The following is a 20,146-nucleotide window of genomic DNA, read 5'->3' as shown; positions in this document are numbered from 1 at the left end:
CGAGCCGCTCGCGCCACCTTCACGGGTCGGGCGCGTAGCGTGGTCCCATGGTGAACCCACCCGTCCCAGTGAAGCGACCCACCGTCCGCAGCCATCACGGCGACGAGTTCGTCGACGACTACGAGTGGCTTCGCGACAAGGAGGACCCCGAGGTCGTCGCCCACCTCCACGCGGAGAACGCGTACACCAAGGCGCGCACCGAGCACCTCTCGGTGCTGACCGAGCAGGTGTTCGAGGAGATCCGGCACCGCACGAAGGAGACCGACCTCTCGGTCCCCACGCGCGAGGGCGACTGGTGGTACTACACGCGCACGGTCGAGGGGAAGCAGTACGGGATCCACTGCCGGGTGCCGGTCACCGGGCCCGACGACTGGGATCCGCCCGTCACGCCCGAGGACGGCTCGCCGCTCCCCGCCGAGCAGGTGCTGCTCGACGACAACGTCGAGGCGGAGGGGCACGACTTCTACTCGCTCGGCAGCTTCGACGTGAGCGCGGACGGCGCGACGCTGCTGTACGGCATCGACGTCGAGGGCGACGAGCGGTACACGATCCGCCTCCGCTCGGTCGACGGATCGGGCCGGGAGGTCGACGACGTCATCGAGGGCACCGCCGCGGGCGCGCTGTTCGACCCGAGCGGCCGGTACGTCTTCTACGCGACCGTCGACGAGTCGTGGCGGCCCGACACGATCTGGCGGCACGAGGTCGGCGGCGGGGCATCCGACGTCCAGGTCTTCCATGAACCCGACGAGCGCTACTGGCTCGGCGTCGGCCTGACCCGGTCGCGCAGGTTCCTGGTCGTCGAGGCGGGCTCGAACATCACGAGCGAGACCCGGCTGCTGGACGCGGACGACCCGACCGGCGAGTTCCGCGTCGTGTGGCCGCGCGTCGAGGGCGTCGAGTACGACGTCGAGCACGTCGTCGCGGGCGGGCGCGACCGGCTGCTCATCACGCACAACGAGGGCGACGCGGTCAATTTCGAGCTCGTCTCGGTCGCCGCCGACGACCCGCAGGGTCCTCGCCGCACGCTCCTCGCCCACGACCCGAAGGTGCGGCTCGAGGGCGTCGACGCGTTCCGCGACTTCGTCGCGCTCGAGTACCGCCGCGACGGCCTCCCCCGCGTCGCGGTCGCGAAGGTCCCGCCGCAGGGGCTGCCGGAGGGCGCCACGGCGGACGACACGCTGCACGAGCTCTCCTTCGACGAGCCGCTGTTCGCGGTCGGCGTCGGCGCGAACCCCGACTGGGCGCAGCCGACGCTGCGGATCGGCTACACGAGCTTCCTCACCCCGTCGACCGTGACCGACGTCGTCGTCGCGACCGGCGAGCGCCGCGTGCGCAAGCAGCAGCCGGTGCTCGGCGACTACGACCCGGCCAGGTACGCCCAGCGGCGCGAGTGGGCCGTCGCCGACGACGGGACCCACGTCCCGATCTCGCTCGTGTACCGCACCGACCTCGTCGAGTACGGCACGCCGGCGCCGACGCTGCTCTACGGGTACGGCTCGTACGAGACATCCATCGACCCGGGCTTCTCGATCCCGCGCCTGTCGCTGCTCGACCGGGGCATCGTGTTCGCGGTCGCGCACGTGCGCGGCGGCGGCGAGCTGGGCCGGCTCTGGTACGAGCACGGCAAGAAGCTGCACAAGCGGCACACGTTCACCGACTTCGCGGCGGCCGCGCGGCACCTGATCGACCGCGACGTGACCTCCCCCGACCGGCTCGTCGCGCAGGGCGGCTCGGCCGGTGGCCTGCTCATGGGCGCCGTCGCGAACCTCGCGCCGAAGCTGTTCAGCGGGATCCTCGCGGAGGTGCCGTTCGTCGACCCGCTGACGTCGATCCTCGACCCGTCGCTGCCCCTCACCGTGATCGAGTGGGACGAGTGGGGCAACCCGCTCGCCGACTCCGACGTGTACGCGTACATGAAGGCGTACGCGCCGTACGAGAACGTGCACGCGCACGGGTACCCGGCGATCCTCGCGGTGACCTCGCTCAATGACACGCGCGTGCTCTACGTCGAGCCCGCGAAGTGGGTCGCGAAGCTCCGCGACCACGGCGCCGACGCGCTGCTCAAGATCGAGATGGCCGCCGGGCACGGCGGGGTCTCGGGACGGTACTCGGCGTGGCGCGAGCGGGCGTTCGCGTACGCGTGGGTCATCGACCGGGCGGGGGCGCATCCGTCGGGCGAGTAGGGTTCAGTCCTCGCCCTTCGGCCCGTCCTCCGGCGCAGCCTTCGGCCCGTCCTCCGGCGCGGCCTTCGGCCCGTCCTCCGGCCAGCCGGGCAGGCTCTCGCGCACCTCGGCGACGGTGGGGACCTCGCCGGGAACGTCTTCGCCCGGCGCGCGTCGGGGCACGCCCTCCGCCCGGAGCGCGTCGAGGAACAGGTCGCGCTGGCGACGGATCACGGTCTCGCGCACCGACTCGGGCAGGTCGAAGAGCCCCTGCAGCATCGGCGGCACGAAGATGACGTCGGTCGCCTGGATGTCCCGGCGGAGCGACCCCTCGGCCCACGCCCGGTCGATGGCGGCGAGCACGGCGGCCTCCCACCGCATCGGGAACGGACGGAGACGGCGAACCCGCAGGTCGATCGTGCGAAGCCACGGCCGGTCCCGATAGACCCCCGTCACGCCGTCGATGAACGCGACGATCGCCTCCCACCCGGTCGGCGCCGCCTCCGCGGCGTCGCACACGAGGTCGAAGGCGACGGCGGCCCCTTCGTACAGGCCCAGCACGAGCGCATCGCGGTCGGGGAAGTTGCGGTAGAGGGTGCCGATGCCGACGCCGGCCCGGTCGGCGATCCGGTGCACCGGCGCGTCGATGCCGTGCTCGGCGATGACCGCGCCGGCGGCATCGAGGATGCGCTCGCGGTTCTGGATCGCGTCGGATCGCTTCGCGCGGCGGCGGCGCGGCTCGAGTTGACCCCCGTTCGGGGGGTCGAGGAATTCTCTGTTCTCTGCCACTTTCACCCCTAAGTGGAATGATACGTCCATCTAAGGGGAATGCGATGAGGCTGCCCAGTGTCGCCCGCCCACGTCCGAACTCGACGTCGAAGCGCCGCAGGCGCTTCTTCGGCCTCGCAACGGTCGCCGCCGCAGCCGCGCTCCTCGTGCCCATCGCGGCCACGTCCGCCTCGGCCGAGGACGGGGACGACGTCGTCCCCATCGAGGGCACCACCCTTCCCGTGATCACCTCGGCGGATACGACGACCGGCTCCGTCGACCTCGAGACCGGTGGACAGATCACGATCACCGGCGGCGAACTCCACTACGACGGACCCGCGATCGACATCTCGACGGGCTGCACGCAGCTGAACGAGTCCGGGACGAAGTTCTGCCTCGGCACCGACTCCTCGATCGACGGCACCCTCGTGCTCGGCGCCGGGCCGTTCGACCCGTCGATCGCCGTGACGGGAGGGCCGAACATCCCCCCCAGGGGGCCGGGCCCCTACGGTGACTCCGGTCCGGCGCTCGGCTGGATCGCCGACGAGGCGGTCGACACGCTCGCCGCACTCCACGACCTGCCGGCCGACGGCCGGGTGCGCGCCTACGCGGGCGACGCGATCCGCGGCTACATCCTCAACCGCATCCTCGACATCCTCGACCGTTCCCTCTACGGCGTCGAGCTCACCCCGCAGGAGCAGGTGACGCTCGACTGGGTGAACGACGTGATCCTCGCCCAGGACCGGAAGATCGCCCAGTGGGCGGTCGACGAGTTCAACGACTTCCACGCGGCCGAATGCGCCTACGTCGTTCCCGCGGCACCGGCCTGGGTGACGAGCCCGGTCACGTTGCCGCAGGACGTCCGCACGTGGTGCGCCGGCCGGCAGCCGGCGCTCGCGAGCCTCTTCGTGTACACGCCTCCCCAGCCGCCCGCAGCCTCGTTCACCGCCTGGGCCGTGTACCGCCACGCGAGCGAACTCGGCCTCGACGACTTCGACCCCGGCGCCGTCGGCGAGTCGATGGCGGGGATGTACCGTGCGATCGGCCTGATGACGGGGTTCGCGATCGCGGGCGGCGGCGCGGCCGCGGCGGCGACCCTGGCCGGCACGCTCACGAGCGGGTACATCCTGGCCACGGGGTCGAGCCAGGGCGCGGTCTTCGCGAACGTGTTCCCCTACGCGGTCCGGGCCGGCACGCTCGTCGGCGTCTCCGCCGGCGCCACGGCCTCGATCGTCGCAGCCGTCGTCGCGGCGATCGTGGTGACCGTGATCGGGTCGATCCAGGTGCACGACTACGAGCAGGTCGGCATCGACCTCCGAGCCGACCTCGCGAACGCGAAGAAGGCCACCGACGCCTTCGGGCTCGACGCGATCCGCGGCGACTACGCCGGGCGCGCGCTGCGTGAGGGCCTGGAGTCCGACCTGCCCCCCTATCGGGAGGAACCCGGGCTCTCGACCCTCGGAGACCTCGTGACGAGAGGCGTGGGCTCCTACCCCGGCGACGGGGTCTACCTCCCCGAGAAGACCGAACTGTGGCCCGAGAACGCCACGACCGACCTCGACTACCGGTTCCTCGTGATGGACGGCGGCACCCCGCACGTCGAGTCGTCGATCACCGTCCCGGACGGAGCCGTCGACACGACGGTCCGGTTCAGCCGCGGATGGCTCATCACCGACATCGGAGACGGCACCGGCGAACACGCCGTCCTCGACTTCGCGTACACCGACAACGCGGGTCGCTCCGTCGTCGCGTCGCGCGTCGGTCGGGCACCGGGCGCACCCGCGCCCGACGGCGGCTTCCTCGTCGCCCGCGAGGGCGCCGGCGGGGTGCTCGCGGCGGACCGCACGACGACGATCCACTTCATCCGTCGCGACGGCACGCCCGTCTCGGTCGCCCTCGTGCCGCCCGACATCCCGCGGGTCGCCGGCGTGCGCCCGACCATCGTCGGCCCGCTGACCCCCGGCCGCACCCTGATCCTCCGCCCGAACCCGGTCGACGCCGACGGGAACTTCGACGGCCTGCACGAGACCGGATTCGAGTACACCTGGACCGTCAAGCGCATCGACCCCGCGGGCAGCGGCTGGGTCGGAGTGGTCGCCCCGACGACCTCCTACGACACCCGGTTCCGCCCCGACGCGCTCGGCCAGTACCGCGCGCACGTGCACGTGCACGACACCGACCCCGCCGACGGCACCGTCCCGGACGTCGACGGCGTCGTCGACTTCGTCGTGAAGGCGCCCGAGCCCGAGTTCACCACCCTCGCGCTGAGCGACAACGGCGGGGATCGACTGCAGCTGTCGGTCCAGCTCGGCGCGCAGGTGCCCGACGAGGACTTCACGGTCGAGGTGCAGTGGCCCGGCTCGGTCGAGGGCGAGGACGGCCCGTTCACGACGCTCGACCTCGAGTGCCACAACGTCGACCCGATGAGCTGCTCGACGGTCGCCACCGACCTGTTCCCGGAGCTCAAGCTGCAACTCCAGTACGCATTGCCGTGGAATGCCGACCTCACCGACCCCGTGACCGTCAGGATCACCGATCGGTACGGATCGGTCGTCGCCAAGTCGTTCGCGATCCCAACAGGCAGCCGCCCGACCTTCATCCCGCCTGCGGCGCCTTCGCCGACGAGCCCCGGCACGGTCGTCTTCGATCCCAAGGGAACCGTCGCCGAGATCCCGGTCGCGTCGCCGAACGCGGGATCCACCTACGACATCGCAGAGGTCGTCATCCCGCCCAACACCGGGTTCACGTTCCGCAACCCCGCCGACCCGACGCAGACGACGAACCTCATCACGCTGCCGAACGGTGCGGGAACGATCGCCAAGAGCTTCGACCCCGCGACGGGTCAATCGTTCGTGACGCTCATCTCGGTGCCGCCGGTCGGCGCGATCGGCGACTACACCATCCCCCTGGTCGTGCAGCAGAACGGCGGCGGCCACAACACGCTGCCGCTGACGATCCGGATCGTGCCCTCCTCGGGAGACCGGTTCCGGGCCGCGCTCGCGACCGACGCCGAGTCGCTCGCCACGTACGACGCGCCGCCGCAGCTCGTTCCCTACGTGATGGGCGGCCAGACCGATTGGGGCCCCTACGCCGACGATCTCTGCGTGAAGCTCGAGTACCGGACGTTCCCGCTCGACGACCCGCCGGCCGAGCGATGCGGTCCCATCGACTCCTTCCGCGACGCCGAGGGCCACCTCGCGGCGGTGGCGTTCGCCGACGAGTTCGGCGGCGACCTGCGCGACGGCCTCTACCAGGCGACCGTGCGGCTCGCCAGCACCGACCCGCATGTCGACACCACGCCGACGAGCATCTCGTTCTACCTCGATCTCCCCGAACCGCCGCCCACGCCCACGATCTCCGACTTCGCGTGGAACCAGGCGACGCGCACGCTCACGTTCACGACGACGCCGGGCACGCCGGAGGTGCCGATCACGACCTACGCGTGCACGATCGACGGCACGACCGTCGCCTGCCCGGACGCCGCCCAGGGCCGCTGGTCGGGCGCGGCCCTCGCGAAGGGCGAGCACATGTTCGGGCTCACGGTCACGGATGCCTCGGGCGAGGACGCGCACGAGGAGTTCGGGTTCGAGGTGCAGAACTCGGCGCCGACGGCGCTCGCGCTGTCGCGCCAGGACGTCGACGAGGGCCTGCCGGCCGGCACGACGGTCGGCACGTTCTCGACGACCGATCCGGATGCGGGCGAGACGTTCACCTACGAACTCGTTCCGGGCGGGGCCGACAACGCGGCCTTCACGATCGCCGGCAACGCCCTGAAGACCGCGGCGCAGTTCAACGCCACCACGAAGTCGCAGTACCAGATATCCGTGAAGTCGACGGATTCGAGTGGGGGGAGCATCACGCGCCCGTTCACGATCACCGTCAACGACATCGCGAGCGCCCCGGCCATCGCGGTCGGCACCGGTTCGACCTGCCTGCCTTCCGGACTCGCGGGTGGATCCATCCCGTTGGTCGTGTCGGATCCGGACACCCCGGCCAACCGGCTCACCGTGACGCTCGCGGGCAACACCAACCAGGCGCTGGTGCGGAACGCCGCCGTGCTGATCACGGGCAGGAACGCCGACCGGGCGGTGTCGCTGGTCGCGGGGCTCGGAGCGACCGGGACCACGACCCTCACGCTGCGCGTGTCCGACGGCACCCTGTCGAGCACCCTGCCGATCCAGGTGAAGGTCGGGAAGAACGGGGCCACGCTCAACGGCGGCGGGGGCACCGACCTGCTGGTGAGCCTGAACGGCAACGCCCGCCTCGACGGCGCCGGCGGCGATGACGTCCTCTGCGGTGGACTCGGCAACGACACGCTGATCGGCGGGCCGGGCAGGGACACCCTCGACGGCGGGATCGGCAACGACACGCTCGGCGGCGGCGACGGCGACGACCGGCTGTTCGGCGGGCTCGGCACCGACACGCTCACGGGCGGCGGCGGGATCGACGCGTTCGACGGCGGCCCCGGCACCGACCGCGCGACCGACCGGATCGCGTCCGAACGGCAGGTCGGGATCGAACGCAACTGACCTTCGCGATCCGATCGCACCCTCGTGACGCGCTGCCGGTGGCCCGGCGCCGGGTGACCGGAATGGCCCTTTCGGGACCTCGGGCGGAATGCGAGGATGCCTCGCATGTCGATCGTCACCGAACTGAACGAACGCGTCCCCGGCCGTGTGTTCGAACCCGGCACCCCGGAATACGAGTCGGGCTCCAGGGTCTTCCTCGGCCCGGGTGCGCCCGAGGCGGTGCTGCGGCCCACGACCGCGGAGGAGGTCGCAGCCGCCGTGCACTTCCTCGCCGAGACGCGGGTGCCGTTCTCGGTGCGCAGCGGCGGCCACGGCGGCCCGCCCGCCGACGGCGGGGTCGTGATCGACCTCGCGGCACTGTCGTCGATCGAGCCCGCGCCCGGCGATCGCGTGCACGTCGGCGCAGGCGCGGTCTGGTCCGAGGTCGCGGCCGCGCTCGCACCGTCGGGCCGCGCGGTCACGTCGGGCGACACGCTCGACGTCGGCGTCGGCGGACTCGCGCTCGGCGGCGGCATCGGGATGCTCGTGCGCACCCACGGCCTCACGATCGACCTCGTGGACCGGGTCGAGCTCGCGACGGCGGCGGGCGCCGTCCTCGAGGTCGACGCCGAACACCACCCCGACCTGTTCTGGGCGGTGCGCGGCGGCGGCGGGAACTTCGGCGTCGCGACCCGCTTCACGTTCCGGACGCGGCCCGCCGACGGCCTCGTCGGCGGGCGCCTCGTGTTCGACGTCTCCGACCCGCGCTCGGTGCTCGGCGCGTGGCGCGACGTCACGGTCGCCTCGCCCGACGAACTCAACTCCACGCTGACCGTGATGCCCGCGTTCGGTCCCGACATGCCGGCCGCGATCACGATCGCGCCGTCCCTCCGCGGCGACGAGGCGACGCTGCGGGACATCCTCGAACCGCTCACCTCGCTGCCGAGCGTCACCGCCGTGGAGATCGGGCCGCTCGACTACGCCGACCTGCTCGAGGAGGGCCCGCCCGGGCGGCCGCCGTTCCGGTTCGTCGGCGGCAACGGGTTCGCGCCCGAACTCTCCGACGACCTGCTCGACGCCGCCGCGCGCGTGCTCGCGGGTGCCGAGTTCCCGACGATGGTCCTGCTTCGCGCGCTCGGCGGGGAGTTCGGTCGGATCGATCCGGATGCCACGCCGATCGCGTTCCGCGACGCACAGGCGCTCCTCATCGTCAACGCGGTACTGCCCCTCGACGCGACCGACGCGCAGGCAGCGGACGTCCGGCTCGCCCTCGACGAGGCGCTCGACTTCACCTCGGGGTCGTACTCGAACTTCACGATGGAGTCGGGCGACGACGTGCTCGCGACGATCTACCCGCCCGGCACGCTCGCTCGACTGCGGGCGGTGAAGACGGAGTGGGACCCGGGCGACGCGTTCCGCCCGGCGCACCACATCCGGCCGGCGTAGGCGCTCAGCCGCGGGTCGGGCAGTGGACCTGGGTGCGGGGCGCGGCGCGGTCGATCACATGGTCGGCCATGGGCGCGCCGCACAGCGGGCAGGCGGGCGGCGCCGCGGGCGCGACCTCGTCATCGTACGGGCCGAGCGGCGGCGGGCCGATCCACGGCAGCAGGCGGGCGTTCAGTCGGTCGATGAGACCGGCGTAGCCGCCGCGGGAGGATCGCGGTCGATCGGATGAACGCATTCCGTTAGTGTACTAACTATTCGTGGGCTCGCAATGATGGATGCCCCGACGCATACTTGGTGGATGGGCATCGAGCACGCGGCATCCACGGCCGGGGCGACCGGGGACGGGGCATCCGGACCCGACCTGCTGGCGCTCGAGAACCAGGTCTGCTTCGCGCTCGCGGTCGCCGCCCGCGGCGTCATCGGGCTCTACCGGCCGATCCTCGAACCGCTCGGCCTCACCCACCCCCAGTACCTCGTCATGCTCGCGCTCTGGGAGCGGAGCCCACGCACCGTCCGCGACCTCGGCTCGGCGCTCCACCTCGAGCCGGCGACGCTGTCGCCCCTGCTCAAGCGCCTCGAGGCGCAGGGGCTCGTGACCCGCGGCCGCAGCCCGCACGACGAGCGTGCGCTCGACGTGTCGCTCACGCCCGAGGGCCGGGCGCTGCGCGAGCGGGCGCTCGGGATCCCCCCGCAGGTCGTCGACCGCCTCGGGATCGACCTCGACGAGCTCGGCGCGCTCCGCGACCGGCTCACCGACGTCATCGTCGCGGTGCGCGCAGCCGAGGGTGCAGGCGAGCGCGCCTGAGCCCCAGTCGTCGGCTCAGCCCCAGTAGTCGGCGAACGGGTTCTGCGCCTCGCGCTTCTGGTCGGCACGCCGCATCGCGAGCTCGAGGTCCTCGGCGAGCTCGCGCATGCGCTCGGGCCTGGCGAGCTCGTACTCCGCGTCGATCGGGATGTCGGGCCACTCGCGGTCCAGCCGCTGCTCGATGACCTCGGCGATCTCCTCCCACGCGGCATCCCTCGAGCGCGTCGCGAAGTCGACCAGGTAGTCCGGGTCCGCGCGCTTCCTCCAGAGCTGCTTCGCGATCGCGGCGTAGACCTTCTCGCGGCGGCGCAGGTTGAGCGCGTCGGCGCGGTGGTAGTCGTGCTGGTGCTCCGAACGGCCGTCGCGGTTCGACGCGAGCTCCCGGTTCTCGGCCGAGAGCTCGGCGGCCTCGTCGGACTCCTGCACGAGCGACTCGAGCACCTCACCTGCGGCGACGGCCGCCCGCGCGTCGTCCCACGCCTCGTCGCCGCGGAGGAACTGCACGATGAACCGGTTCTTGAGGCGCATCCGACCCGCCGACTCGGCGAGCATCACGCCCTCGTCGACCATGTCCTCGAAGGGCGGGGGCACGACCTCGGGCAGGGCATCGCGATCGAAGGGCTTGAACCGCCTGCCCCTGCGACGCGTGAACCAGCCGAACACCGCGCGCACCTCCCGACCACGATCCGGAACCGATCGACTTCGAGCCTACGGCCCGGAGGCGCGCACGCTCATCCCGCCGGGCTACGCCCCGGGATCGAAGCCGGCCACCGTGCCGCCGGCCGGGAACTTCGCGACGAGGCTCGCGTCCTTGCCGGCGTACCCCTCGGCCTCCAGCCTCCGCAGCTGTTCGAGCGCGAGCGCGGCAGCCGGGAGGTCGAGACCGGATGCCTCCCCCGCCGCCAGCGCGAACGAGAGGTCCTTCTCGGCGAGCGCGACGCTGAAGGTCGCGTCGAAGTTCCGGTTCGCCGGGCTCGTCTCCACGACCCCGGGGGCCGGATACCAGGTGCGCAGCGGCCACGAGTCCCCCGACGACGTCGATGCGACCTCGAAGAACCGTCGCGGGTCCAGGCCCAGCGCCGCGGCGAGCGCCGCACCCTCGGCGACGCCGGTGAGCGACGCGAACAGCATGAGGTTGTTCGCGAGCTTGGCCGCGATCCCGAGCGTCGGCCCGCCGAGGTCGAACACGTGCGCCGCCATCGGCGCGACCAGGGCCGCGGCCTCCTCGACCGCGTCCGGTTCGCCGCCGAGCATGACGGTGAGCGTGCCGCGCTCCGCGCCCGCGATCCCGCCCGAGATCGGGGCATCCACGAACCGGAACCCGCGCGCCGTCGAGGCCTCATGGCACCAGCGCGAGGTCTCGACGTCGACGGTCGAGGTGTCCAGCAGCAGCGCGCCGGGCCGGGCGGACGCCCAGATGCCGGCGGTCGCCTCGTAGACCTGCCGGACGTGCTCGTTGCGCGGGAGCGAGGTGAAGACCGCATCGGCGTCCGACACCGCGTCGGCGATGCTCTCCTGCACCTGCACGCCGCGTTCGGTCGCGAGCACGGTCGCGACCTCGTCGAGGTCGAACCCCCGGACCTCGTGTCCGGCGCCGACCAGCTGCGCGGACATCGGTCCGCCCATGTGCCCGAGCCCGATCCACCCGATGACCGCCATGAATGCCCCTCTCGACCTCGTCGTCGCTGGCTCCCCACGCTACGCCCCGCGCACCACCGCGTGCACCGCCGCGTGCACCGCCGTCGCGAATGCATGAGAATCGGCGACAGGGGCCGCCAGGGCGGGTGTGCGGGCGATTCTCATGCATCTGCCGGGGACGATCGCGGAACCGCGCGGGTCAGGCGTGCAGTTGGGCGAGGAAGGATGCCGGGACCCCGCGGCGGCGCGGGTCGGCGGATGCCGCGGCCGCCACGAACCCGTCGCGCCGGACGAGGTACAGGCGATCCGCTCGGAGCCGACCGGCGGCGTCGGGCGCGAACACGTGGTGCTCCAGCCCGAGGGCGTCGCCGACCCGTTCGACGAGCGCCGTGGGCGCGCCGTAGCCGTGGACCTGCCACGTGAAGGCGCGCAGCGCGACGTGGTTGCCGCCGGTCCACGGCAGGCGAAGGCCGACCGCCGGGTCGTCCGGCACGACCCTCGCGCCGGGCGGGGTCATCCGGTACCTGATCCGCGTCTGCGAGAGGGAGCCGAACAGCCGGTCGCCGCCCACGACGCGTGGCACGGCGCCCACGAGCCAGGGTCCGATCCGGGGCGCGACCCTCGCACGCACGAACCGCGCGAGCCCGCCCTCGGCGGTGACCGCCTCGAACGCGCGGTCGGTGGACTCGACGAGGATCCGTCCGACCGGCCGGCGTTCGGACTCGTACCGGTCGAGCCGGGCGTCCGGCATGCCGCCGACGAGCACGTCGGCGAACGCGCACGCGAGGTTGTGCGCCTCCTGCAGGCCGGTGTTCATGCCCTGCCCGCCGACCGGCGAGTGGATGTGCGCGGCGTCGCCGGCGAGGAAGCACGGTCCGGCGCGGAAGCGCGCCGCGAGCCGGTGGTGCACACGGTAGGTCGCGTACCAGGAGCGGTCGCGGTAGCGGACGCCGAAGGTGCGCTCCAACCGGTCGCGCACGGATGCCTCGGGCAGCGAGCCGTCCGCGGCGAGATCGCGTTCGCGCACGATGCCGAGCAGGCGGAACCGGCCCTCGCCGCCCATCGGGAATCCGAGCAGCAGGTCGTCGTCGGCGAACCGGAGGTTCACGTCGCCCTCGGCGAGGCCCGTCGTGCCGGTCGCGTCGGCGACGAAGTACGTGTGCTCGTTCGTGCGCCCCTCGAACGGGATGCCGAGCGCCTCGCGCACGGTCGAGCGCGCGCCGTCCGTGCCGACGAGGTAGCGGGCGCGGACCTCGACCTCGCCGTCCGGGCCGTCGAGCGTCGCGACGACGCCCGCGCCGGCGTCGTCGACGACGCGGAAGTCGCGCAGCGCGTGCCGCCACCGGATGTCCCGTCCGCGCGCGGCGACGAAGTCGGCGAGGAGCGACTCGTTGCGGCTCTGCTCGAGGCTCAGCACCTCGTCGAACGCCGAGACGCCCGAGCCGAGGCGCCCGATCTCGATCCGCCCGAAGGCGCGGTCGCGGGAGCCGGGCACGACCGCGCGGATCGCCCGACCCTCCGCGAGCGCGCGGTCGACGACGCCGAGCTGGTCGTAGACCTCGAGCGTGCGGGCCTGCACGACGAGCGCGCGCGACTCCCGTGTCGGGCCGTCCTTCCCGTCGACGAGTTCGGCGGCGACCCCCAGGCGCGCGAGGCACGCGGCGAGCATGAGCCCGGTCGGGCCGGCGCCCACGACGAGCACGTCGGTCGTGACGACGGAGACGGCCATCGTCCCAATCTGGCACCGGCCACGGCCGAGCGGAAGGGGCGCCCGGCCCGGCGCACCCACCCTGGCCGCCCGGCCGCCGCGCAGCCCGCCCGGCCTACAGCAGCAGGTCGCCCGGCGCGCGCACGGGCACCCAGCCGGCGGCGGCGACCGTGCGGGGCATCCGATCGGCGGCGACGAGCTCGGGCATCGAGAGCCCGGTGATCGCCGCGATGTCGGCGACCGGGGCCTGGAACGTGCGGAACGGCCCGAGGTCGGGCACCGCCCCCGGCGCAGGCGGCTGCACGAGCCGGGTGTCGTCGAGCACGGGCGACTGGTCGAGCACGAATCCCGCGGTCGCGAGCGCGCCCTCGCGGACCCACGCGACCACCTTCCAGAAGCGCAGCGGGATCCGGATGCCCCGGTACGGCGGATCGTCCGCGCCGAGCACGGGCGCCGTGAAGACCGACAGCCGCAGGCGCTCGTCGGCGGCGAACGCGAGCACGTGGTCCTCGAGGCCGAGCCAGAGCTCCTCGGACTGGTTGAAGCCCCCGGCCTGCGGGGCGGCGTTCGTGTAGTGGAACGTGTCGGAGTTCGCCCGGACGGCGACCGCGCGCGGCCCCCACACCGGGTCGCGCCGGCGCACGAGGTGGCCGCGGTCGAGGTCGTTCGCGGCGTACACCTCCGGGCCCGCCTGCCAGTCGGCCGGGATCCGCTCGTCGAGCCGCCAGTCGTCGCCGCGCTCGAGGTCGACGAGCGAGGCGCCGTCGACGTTGGCGCCGGTCACCCGGGCGAAGCGGCGCTCTCGGTCGAGGACCACGGAGAAGTGCACGTAGTCGAGCTGCACGGTGTCGAGGAGCACGGTGTCCGGGAGCACGGTCGCGGGGTCGACGGCGGTCGGGGCATCCGTCGCCCCGACCTCGGGCATGGGCGCGGGGACTCCGAGGAAGTGCGGGTCGAAGGGCATGGGCCTATGCGACCACGGCCCACCGACCACGAGTGGATGCCCCGCCGGGAGGCGGTCCCGACGGGGCATCCACCGGCATGGAGCGGCCCGGATCAGGCCGCGAGCGTGCGGGGCGCGCGCGCGAGGTTCGCCTCGAGCTCGGCGCGGTCCTGGCGGACGACGTACGCCGGGCGGTCGCGCTCGACGCGCCAGCTCTCGGCGAGCGGACCGGCGCTCACGGTGTCGAATCCGAACGCGTCGTACAGGTCGGTCACGAACTGCTCCGCCTCGGGGAAGTCGCTCGCCGTCGCGAGCGCGCGGCGGCCCGGGGTGCCGGCGGGGGTGCCGTCGGTGAGGATCTGCGCCGACGCGATGTGGTTGAACGCCTTGGCGACCTTCGAGCCCGGCAGGTGCGCCTGGAGCAGGCCGGAGGTCGTGTCCTCGCCCGCATCGAGCGCGGGGAACCGACCGTCGCGCTCCCAGTAGTAGTTGTTCGTGTCGAGCACGATCTTGCCGTCGAGCGGCGCGACGGGGATGTCGCGGTAGGCGCGGAGCGGCACGGTCACGATGACGACGTCGCCCGCGGTGCCGGCCTCCTCGGCGGTGGCGGCGGTCGCGAGCGGGCCGAGCCGGTCGACGAGGTCGGCGAGCGTCTCGGGCCCGCGCGAGTTGCTGATGACGACCTCGTGACCGAGTTCGACGAGCTTGGTGGCGAGGGCGGTGCCGATGAAGCCGGCACCGATGATTCCGAAACGTGTGGTGGTCATGAGGAAGGGGAACCGGCGCCATGGTCCCTGCATTCCGCGGGAGCCGAACGAAGTCGCCGGATGACGCGAGCGGATGCCTCGGCCCGGCCGGCGCGGAACCGACATCATTGAACTTTTCGGTTCAGTGTTTTACACTGAACTACATGGTTCAGCAATTGGATCTCGACCGGGCGTTCGCCGCACTCGCGGACGAGACCCGTCGGGGCATCCTGGTCCGGCTCGGCGACGGGCCGGCCACGATCTCCGAGCTCGCGGAACCGGCGGGGATGACGCTCACCGGCATCCGCAAGCACGTCGACGTGCTCGTCGACGCGGGACTCGTCGCCACCGAGAAGGTCGGACGCGTGCGGCAGTGCCGCCTCGGCACCGAGCGATTGGACGACGCGATGGCCTGGATCACGTACTACCAGCGGCTCTGGGAGCGTCGACTCGACGGTCTCGAGGCCTACTTCACGCTCAGGAAGGGGACGGAATCATGAGCGAGATCGACACCACCACCGAGGAGACCATCGGGCTGCGGATGACCCGCACGCTGCCGGCGACACCCGACGAGGTCTTCGACGCCTACACCGACGCGGAGAAGCAGAAGACCTGGTTCTCGATCCTCGACGAGGAGCCGGGGATCGTCGAGATCACCGTCGACCTGCGGGTCGGCGGCACCCAGGTCGCCGTCTGGGGGCCCGACCGCGACACGCTCTTCCGCGAGGAGCAGGTGTTCCTCGAGATCGACCGGCCGCACCGGCTCGTGACTTCCTCGACCGGGTCGGACCCGAGCGGGCAGACGATGTCGACGCGCATCGAGATCACGTTCGAGGCCGTCGACGGCGGCACGCTCGTGACCGTCGTCCAGACCGGCTTCCCGACCCCCGAGGTGCGCGACTTCTTCGCATCGACGGCCTGGGTCGGCGCGTTCGACCGCATCGAGGCGTACCTGCGCGAGACGACCACACCGGTGGTCGAGTAGGCAGCGACGAAGGAGCAGCCGTATCGAGACCACGGGAGATGATCTCGATACGCGTCCTCGCTCCGCTCGGGCGCTACTCGATCACCGACTCCTCGATCACCGGGACGGATTCTCCGGTGGTCGAGTAGCGCCGTCGAGGCACCGCCCGGTGGTCGAGTAGCGCCGCCGGAGGCACTATCCGGTGGTCGAGTAGCGCCGCCGGAGGCGACGCGTATCGAGACCGCGCGGCCCGCCGCCCCCGGTGCCACGATGGACGGATGACGAAGCGCATCCTGTTCCTCGGCGGCACCGGGGTCATCAGTTCGGCCTGCGTCGCGCGCGCGGTCGAGGCCGGCCACGACGTGACGGTCCTCAACCGAGGCGGGTCGTCGTCGAAGCGGCCCTCCCCCGACGGGGTCCGCGAACTCACGGCGGACCTCCGCGACGGGGCATCCGTCGACGCGGCGCTCCGGAGCGCGGAGGTCCCGCGCGGCGCGTTCGACGTGGTCTGCGAATTCCTCGCGTTCACGCCCGACCACGTGCAGGCCGACCTCGACCGGTTCGAGGGCGACCTCGGCCAGTACGTGTTCATCTCGTCGGCCTCGGCGTACCAGAAGCCGCCGTCACGGCTGCCGATCACCGAGTCGACGCCGCTGCGCAACCCGTTCTGGCAGTACTCGCGCGACAAGATCGCGTGCGAGGACCTGCTCGTCGAGGCGTACCGCGAGCGTGGCGTCCCGGCCACGATCGTGCGTCCGTCGCACACGTACGACGCCACGCTCATCCCGACGACGGGGCACTGGACCGACCTCGCGCGGCTCCGTGCGGGCAAGCCCGTCGTCGTGCACGGCGACGGCACGAGCCTCTGGACCCTCACCCACGCCCGCGACTTCGCCGTCGCGTTCGTCGGCCTGCTCGGCAACCCGGCCGCGATCGGCGAGTCGTTCCACATCACGGGCGATCACGCGCCGACGTGGAACCAGGTCTACGGATGGCTCGCCGACGCGCTCGGCGTCGAGGCCGACCTCGTGCACGTGGCATCCGAGACCATCGCGGCGGTGCGGCCGGAATGGGGGCCGGGGCTCGTCGGCGACAAGGCGCACTCGGTCGTCTTCGACAACGCGAAGGTGCGGGCGCTCGTGCCCGAGTTCCGCACGACGGTGACGTTCGACGAGGGAGCCCGCGAGATCGTCGAGTGGTACGACGCGCATCCCGAGGCGCAGGTCGTCGACGCCGAGGCCGACGCGGCGTTCGACCGGCTCGTCGCGCACGCGCGGTCGGTCCCGGCGCTGGTCGAGTAGGCCGCGACGCAGGAGCCGCCGCCGGTGGTCGAGTAGGCCGCGACGCAGGAGCAGCCACCGGTGGTCGAGTAGGCCGCGACGCAGGAGCAGCCGTATCGAGACCCCCGCGAGATGATCTCGATACGCGTCGCCGCTGCGCGTCGGCGCACTCGATCACCGAGGGCGGGCCACCGGTGGTCGAGTAGGCCGCGACGCAGGAGCAGCCGTATCGAGACCTCCGCGCCGTGATCCAGGTCTGCCCAGGCGCGTCGATCGTGCCGCACACTGGGTACATGTGGAGCTTCTTCAGAGCGGTCAGGCGCGGAGAGCACCGGGTCGCGCCGACGACCTGGATCGCCGCCATCGCCGCCGTCGTCTACACGGTCTCACCGGTCGACCTCATCCCCGAGCTCGTGCTCGGGCCCTTGGGAATCGCGGACGACCTCGGCGTGTGGGGCATCCTCGCACTCCTCGTCGCGCGCGAGCAGCGGCGCTGGCTGGCGGGTCTCGCGACGCAACGCGCGCGCTGACCCGACTCGCGGTGGTCGGGTAGGCCGCGACGCAGGAGCAGCTGGTTCGAGACCCGCGGGACGTGATCTCGATACGCGTTCTCGCTCCGCTCGGGCGCTACTCGATCACCGGGGGTCGGAGCGCTCCTCGATCACCGGGAACCGGACCGACCCACCGGCGGTCGAGTAGGCCGCGACGCAGGAGCAGCCGTATCGAGACCTACGCGACGTGATCTCGATACGCGTCGCCGCTGCGCGTCGGCGCTACTCGATCACCGAGGACCGGGGACCCGGGCGCTACTCGATCACCGAGGGCGGCACGCCCACGTCCGCGTTGTCGCGGAACAGGTCGAGCGGGTCGACCGCCGCCTTGATCGCCCGCAGACGTGCGAGGGTCGCGGGCGGGTAGGCGCGGGCTGCGGCATCCGTCCCTCGGCTCGTGTCGAAGCTGACGTAGGTGCCGTCGCCGTGCGGGGCGATGAGCCCGTCGAACCGCTCGTCGAGGCCGCGGCCGCGCGTGCCGAAGGCGACGACCGAGAACTCGGCGTCGCGGTGCGCGAACGCGGTGGCGTCGGCCGGCACGTCGTGCACCGCTCCGCCCGCCGCGCGGAACTGGAAGAAGTACGTCGCACCCGACTCGAGGAACCGCGTCGCGTCGCGCGCGAACTCCGGCGTGATGCGCCCGATCATCGTCGAGCGCGCCGACGGCTCGCCCTGCCCGCTGTGCGACTCGTCGCCCGCGTTCGAGATGACCGCGCGGTAGGTCGTCATCCGCACGTCCTGCGCGACGAGCGGAGCTGCGGCCGCGAGCGGCTGCAGGCGCGCGACCACCTCGTCGGGGTCGGAGCGGTCGACCATCGCCATCACCTGCGCGTACGTCGGCTGACCCGGCCGCGGCGCTCCGAGCATGAGGAAGCTGGTGACGTCGCGCGGCGCGTCGACGATCCAGTCGCTCCACGCCAGCAGGAACTCCTCGGTGTCGCTCGCGTCGAACGTGAGCTGCGCCCAGCCGACGTCGCCGACCTCGTCGACCTCGAACTCGAACGCGGTCACGATCCCCACCGACGACCCCGCGCCGCGGACGGCCCAGAAGAGCTCGGGCTCCTCGGTCTCGCTCGCCCGCACGAGGCGTCCGTCGGCGAGCACCAGCTCGACGGCCCGCAGGTGGTCGATGGTGAGGCCGTGCTCGCGCACGAGCCATCCGATGCCGCCCGCCGTGGCGAGCCCGCCGACGCCGACGCCGCCGTAGTCGCCGCTCGTGAGCGCCCAGCCGTGCGGCTCCAGGAACGCGGCGACGTCCTTCCAGCGCGCGCCCGACTCGATGCGCACGAGCCGGCTCGCCGCGTCGAGCACCGTCATCGCGTTCAGGGCAGACAGGTCGATGACGATCCCGCCGTCGTTCGTGGAGCGGCCGCTGATGCCGTGGCCGGCGCTGCGGACGCCGAGCGGGATGCCCCGGTCGTGGTGCGCCCGGGCGAAGCCGACCGCGTCGGCGACCTGCGCGGCGGTCGTCGGGCGCAGCACGAGGCCCGGGTCGCCGCCCCGCAGGTATGTCGAGCGGACGCGCGCGAAGGTCGCGTCGCCCGGTTCGACGGCGGATGCCGCGAGCGAGGCGGGCACCGCGTCGTAGTCGATCCCGGGGCGGCGGCGGGCGAGCTGCGCGGTCGAGCGGATGCGCGCGGCGGGGCCGGCCGAGCCGCCGACGGTTCCGGCCGGAGTTCGGCCCGAGGCATCCTGTTCGCCCGGGGCATCCTGATCGCCCGGGGCATCCGCACTCCAGCCGAGCTCGAGTGCGACCGCCTCTCGGAGCGCGGGCGCGACCTCCTCGGCGAACCGCTGCATGGCACCGGGGTCGTCGCTCGCGAGGATGAACGTGTCGACGCCGTCCTCGACGGCGAGCGGCAGGAGCTGCTCGACCCACTGCTCGGGCGGGCCGTCGAGGAACCCGCCGCCGCGCGGCGAGAACCGGCCGCCGACGTTGAGCAGGCGACGGATCTCGGCGGGGTTGCGGCCCGCGCGCTGCGCGGCCTCGTCGATGGCCGCGGCGGCGCGGGCGTACTCCCCCGGGCCGAGGTAGGCGAGCGAGGGCAGCCAGCCGTCGCCGAGGCGGCCGATGAGGCGGAGCATCCGGGGCTTCAGCGCGCCGACCCAGATCGGGATGTCGTGCGCGGGAGCGGGCCCGCGCTTCGCGCCGGCGACCCGGTAGTGCTCGCCGTCGACGACGAACCGCTCGCGGGCGTCGGCATCCCAGGTCGAGCGGATGATCGGGATCGCCTCGGCGAGCGCGTCGACGTGGCCGCCCAGGGTGCGCTCCGGGCCGCCGACGGAGGAGATCGCATCGACGAAGCCGCCGGCTCCCACGGAGAGTTCGAACCGGCCGCCGCTCAGGAGGTCGAGGCTCGCCGCCGCCCGGGCGAGCACGACCGGCGTGCGCTGCAGCGGCAGGTTGAGCACGTTGTGCGCGAGGTGCACGCGCTCGGTCTGCGCGGCGACCCAGGCGAGCAGGGTCCACGTGTCGTGGAAGCGCGGCTGGTACGGGTGGTCCTGGAACGTCACGAGGTCGAAGCCGACCGACTCGGCGAACTGCGCGAGGCGCACGGGCTGCTCGGGCGGGTCGTTCGTCGGCGTGATGAACGTGCCGAACTGGAGGGGACGGCCGTAGTGCATGG

At 72.7% G+C, this 20,146-nt stretch carries 16 protein-coding genes; 8 read left to right on the top strand and 8 right to left on the bottom strand.

Annotation, left to right across the window (positions count from 1 at the left end):
* Positions 1-47: 47 nt before the first annotated feature.
* Complete coding sequence (locus tag ACDF64_RS05360) at positions 48-2,183, top strand: S9 family peptidase (protein ID WP_394553886.1); 2,136 nt, start codon at positions 48-50, stop codon at positions 2,181-2,183.
* 3 nt (positions 2,184-2,186) lie between these two features.
* Here the strand turns inward: ACDF64_RS05360 and ACDF64_RS05355 are convergent, their stop codons facing one another.
* A complete protein-coding gene (locus ACDF64_RS05355) occupies positions 2,187-2,951 on the bottom strand; it encodes a TetR/AcrR family transcriptional regulator (RefSeq protein WP_394553885.1) in 765 nt (254 codons plus the stop codon).
* A 44-nt stretch (positions 2,952-2,995) separates the two neighbouring features.
* Between ACDF64_RS05355 and ACDF64_RS05350 the strand changes: the two genes are divergently transcribed.
* Both ACDF64_RS05350 and ACDF64_RS05345 read left to right on the top strand, forming a co-directional pair.
* Complete coding sequence (locus tag ACDF64_RS05350; protein ID WP_394553884.1) at positions 2,996-7,459, top strand: hypothetical protein; 4,464 nt, start codon at positions 2,996-2,998, stop codon at positions 7,457-7,459.
* A 105-nt stretch (positions 7,460-7,564) separates the two neighbouring features.
* The gene (locus ACDF64_RS05345) at positions 7,565-8,884 is read left to right on the top strand and encodes an FAD-binding oxidoreductase (RefSeq protein WP_394553883.1); all 1,320 of its coding nucleotides are present in this window, start codon (positions 7,565-7,567) and stop codon (positions 8,882-8,884) included.
* A gap of 4 nt (positions 8,885-8,888) precedes the next feature.
* On the opposite strand, the gene ACDF64_RS05340 is transcribed toward ACDF64_RS05345, so the two are convergent.
* Positions 8,889-9,119, bottom strand: a complete 231-nt coding sequence (locus tag ACDF64_RS05340) for a hypothetical protein (protein ID WP_394553881.1) — start codon at positions 9,117-9,119, stop codon at positions 8,889-8,891.
* 63 nt (positions 9,120-9,182) lie between these two features.
* On the opposite strand from ACDF64_RS05340, the gene ACDF64_RS05335 reads away from it, so the two are divergent.
* A complete protein-coding gene (locus ACDF64_RS05335) occupies positions 9,183-9,689 on the top strand; it encodes a MarR family winged helix-turn-helix transcriptional regulator (protein WP_394553879.1) in 507 nt (168 codons plus the stop codon).
* A gap of 15 nt (positions 9,690-9,704) precedes the next feature.
* On the opposite strand, the gene ACDF64_RS05330 is transcribed toward ACDF64_RS05335, so the two are convergent.
* From ACDF64_RS05330 to ACDF64_RS05310, 5 genes are all read right to left on the bottom strand, one after another.
* Entirely contained in the window at positions 9,705-10,352 is a 648-nt protein-coding gene (locus tag ACDF64_RS05330) for a hypothetical protein (RefSeq protein WP_394553877.1), read from the bottom strand.
* An 81-nt stretch (positions 10,353-10,433) separates the two neighbouring features.
* Positions 10,434-11,348, bottom strand: coding sequence for an NAD(P)-binding domain-containing protein (locus tag ACDF64_RS05325; protein ID WP_394553875.1), 915 nt, complete (start codon positions 11,346-11,348; stop codon positions 10,434-10,436).
* A gap of 178 nt (positions 11,349-11,526) precedes the next feature.
* A complete protein-coding gene (locus tag ACDF64_RS05320; protein WP_394553873.1) occupies positions 11,527-13,056 on the bottom strand; it encodes an FAD-dependent monooxygenase in 1,530 nt (509 codons plus the stop codon).
* A gap of 94 nt (positions 13,057-13,150) precedes the next feature.
* Positions 13,151-13,999: a DNA/RNA non-specific endonuclease gene (locus ACDF64_RS05315; RefSeq protein WP_394553872.1), complete on the bottom strand. Its 849-nt coding sequence runs from the start codon at positions 13,997-13,999 to the stop codon at positions 13,151-13,153.
* A 92-nt stretch (positions 14,000-14,091) separates the two neighbouring features.
* Positions 14,092-14,745 (bottom strand): NADPH-dependent F420 reductase, encoded by a 654-nt coding sequence (locus tag ACDF64_RS05310; RefSeq protein ID WP_394553871.1) that lies wholly within the window; start codon positions 14,743-14,745, stop codon positions 14,092-14,094.
* Between the two features lie 143 nt (positions 14,746-14,888).
* On the opposite strand from ACDF64_RS05310, the gene ACDF64_RS05305 reads away from it, so the two are divergent.
* The 4 genes from ACDF64_RS05305 to ACDF64_RS05290 all read left to right on the top strand — a co-directional run bounded on the left by ACDF64_RS05305 (position 14,889) and on the right by ACDF64_RS05290 (position 17,498).
* Positions 14,889-15,224: an ArsR/SmtB family transcription factor gene (locus ACDF64_RS05305; protein WP_394553868.1), complete on the top strand. Its 336-nt coding sequence runs from the start codon at positions 14,889-14,891 to the stop codon at positions 15,222-15,224.
* A complete protein-coding gene (locus ACDF64_RS05300; protein WP_394553866.1) occupies positions 15,221-15,709 on the top strand; it encodes an SRPBCC domain-containing protein in 489 nt (162 codons plus the stop codon). The genes ACDF64_RS05305 and ACDF64_RS05300 overlap by 4 nt, the downstream gene beginning before the upstream one ends.
* A gap of 257 nt (positions 15,710-15,966) precedes the next feature.
* Positions 15,967-16,989, top strand: coding sequence for an SDR family oxidoreductase (locus ACDF64_RS05295; RefSeq protein ID WP_394553864.1), 1,023 nt, complete (start codon positions 15,967-15,969; stop codon positions 16,987-16,989).
* 272 nt (positions 16,990-17,261) lie between these two features.
* Positions 17,262-17,498: a DUF1232 domain-containing protein gene (locus ACDF64_RS05290; RefSeq protein ID WP_394553863.1), complete on the top strand. Its 237-nt coding sequence runs from the start codon at positions 17,262-17,264 to the stop codon at positions 17,496-17,498.
* Between the two features lie 276 nt (positions 17,499-17,774).
* Here ACDF64_RS05290 and ACDF64_RS05285 read toward each other — a convergent pair whose 3' ends face one another.
* On the bottom strand, positions 17,775-20,144 hold the full coding sequence (locus ACDF64_RS05285; protein WP_394553861.1) for an LLM class flavin-dependent oxidoreductase: 2,370 nt from the start codon (positions 20,142-20,144) through the stop codon (positions 17,775-17,777).
* Positions 20,145-20,146: the final 2 nt, after the last annotated feature.

Source organism: Agromyces sp. MMS24-JH15 (assembly GCF_043518605.1).
Lineage (GTDB): Bacteria > Actinomycetota > Actinomycetes > Actinomycetales > Microbacteriaceae > Agromyces.
The sequence above is the reverse complement of the archived record's forward strand: the minus strand, read 5'-3'. Positions and strand labels throughout refer to the sequence as shown.

Coding starts and splice junctions, on each gene's coding strand:
- ACDF64_RS05360 (WP_394553886.1), top strand. CDS start 48: ATGGTGAACCCACCCGTCCCAGTGAAGCGACCCACCGTCCGCAGCCAT.
- ACDF64_RS05350 (WP_394553884.1), top strand. CDS start 2,996: ATGAGGCTGCCCAGTGTCGCCCGCCCACGTCCGAACTCGACGTCGAAG.
- ACDF64_RS05345 (WP_394553883.1), top strand. CDS start 7,565: ATGTCGATCGTCACCGAACTGAACGAACGCGTCCCCGGCCGTGTGTTC.
- ACDF64_RS05340 (WP_394553881.1), bottom strand. CDS start 9,119: ATGCGTTCATCCGATCGACCGCGATCCTCCCGCGGCGGCTACGCCGGT.
- ACDF64_RS05335 (WP_394553879.1), top strand. CDS start 9,183: ATGGGCATCGAGCACGCGGCATCCACGGCCGGGGCGACCGGGGACGGG.
- ACDF64_RS05325 (WP_394553875.1), bottom strand. CDS start 11,348: ATGGCGGTCATCGGGTGGATCGGGCTCGGGCACATGGGCGGACCGATG.
- ACDF64_RS05320 (WP_394553873.1), bottom strand. CDS start 13,056: ATGGCCGTCTCCGTCGTCACGACCGACGTGCTCGTCGTGGGCGCCGGC.
- ACDF64_RS05315 (WP_394553872.1), bottom strand. CDS start 13,999: ATGCCCTTCGACCCGCACTTCCTCGGAGTCCCCGCGCCCATGCCCGAG.
- ACDF64_RS05310 (WP_394553871.1), bottom strand. CDS start 14,745: ATGACCACCACACGTTTCGGAATCATCGGTGCCGGCTTCATCGGCACC.
- ACDF64_RS05305 (WP_394553868.1), top strand. CDS start 14,889: ATGGTTCAGCAATTGGATCTCGACCGGGCGTTCGCCGCACTCGCGGAC.
- ACDF64_RS05300 (WP_394553866.1), top strand. CDS start 15,221: ATGAGCGAGATCGACACCACCACCGAGGAGACCATCGGGCTGCGGATG.
- ACDF64_RS05295 (WP_394553864.1), top strand. CDS start 15,967: ATGACGAAGCGCATCCTGTTCCTCGGCGGCACCGGGGTCATCAGTTCG.
- ACDF64_RS05290 (WP_394553863.1), top strand. CDS start 17,262: ATGTGGAGCTTCTTCAGAGCGGTCAGGCGCGGAGAGCACCGGGTCGCG.
- ACDF64_RS05285 (WP_394553861.1), bottom strand. CDS start 20,144: ATGCACTACGGCCGTCCCCTCCAGTTCGGCACGTTCATCACGCCGACG.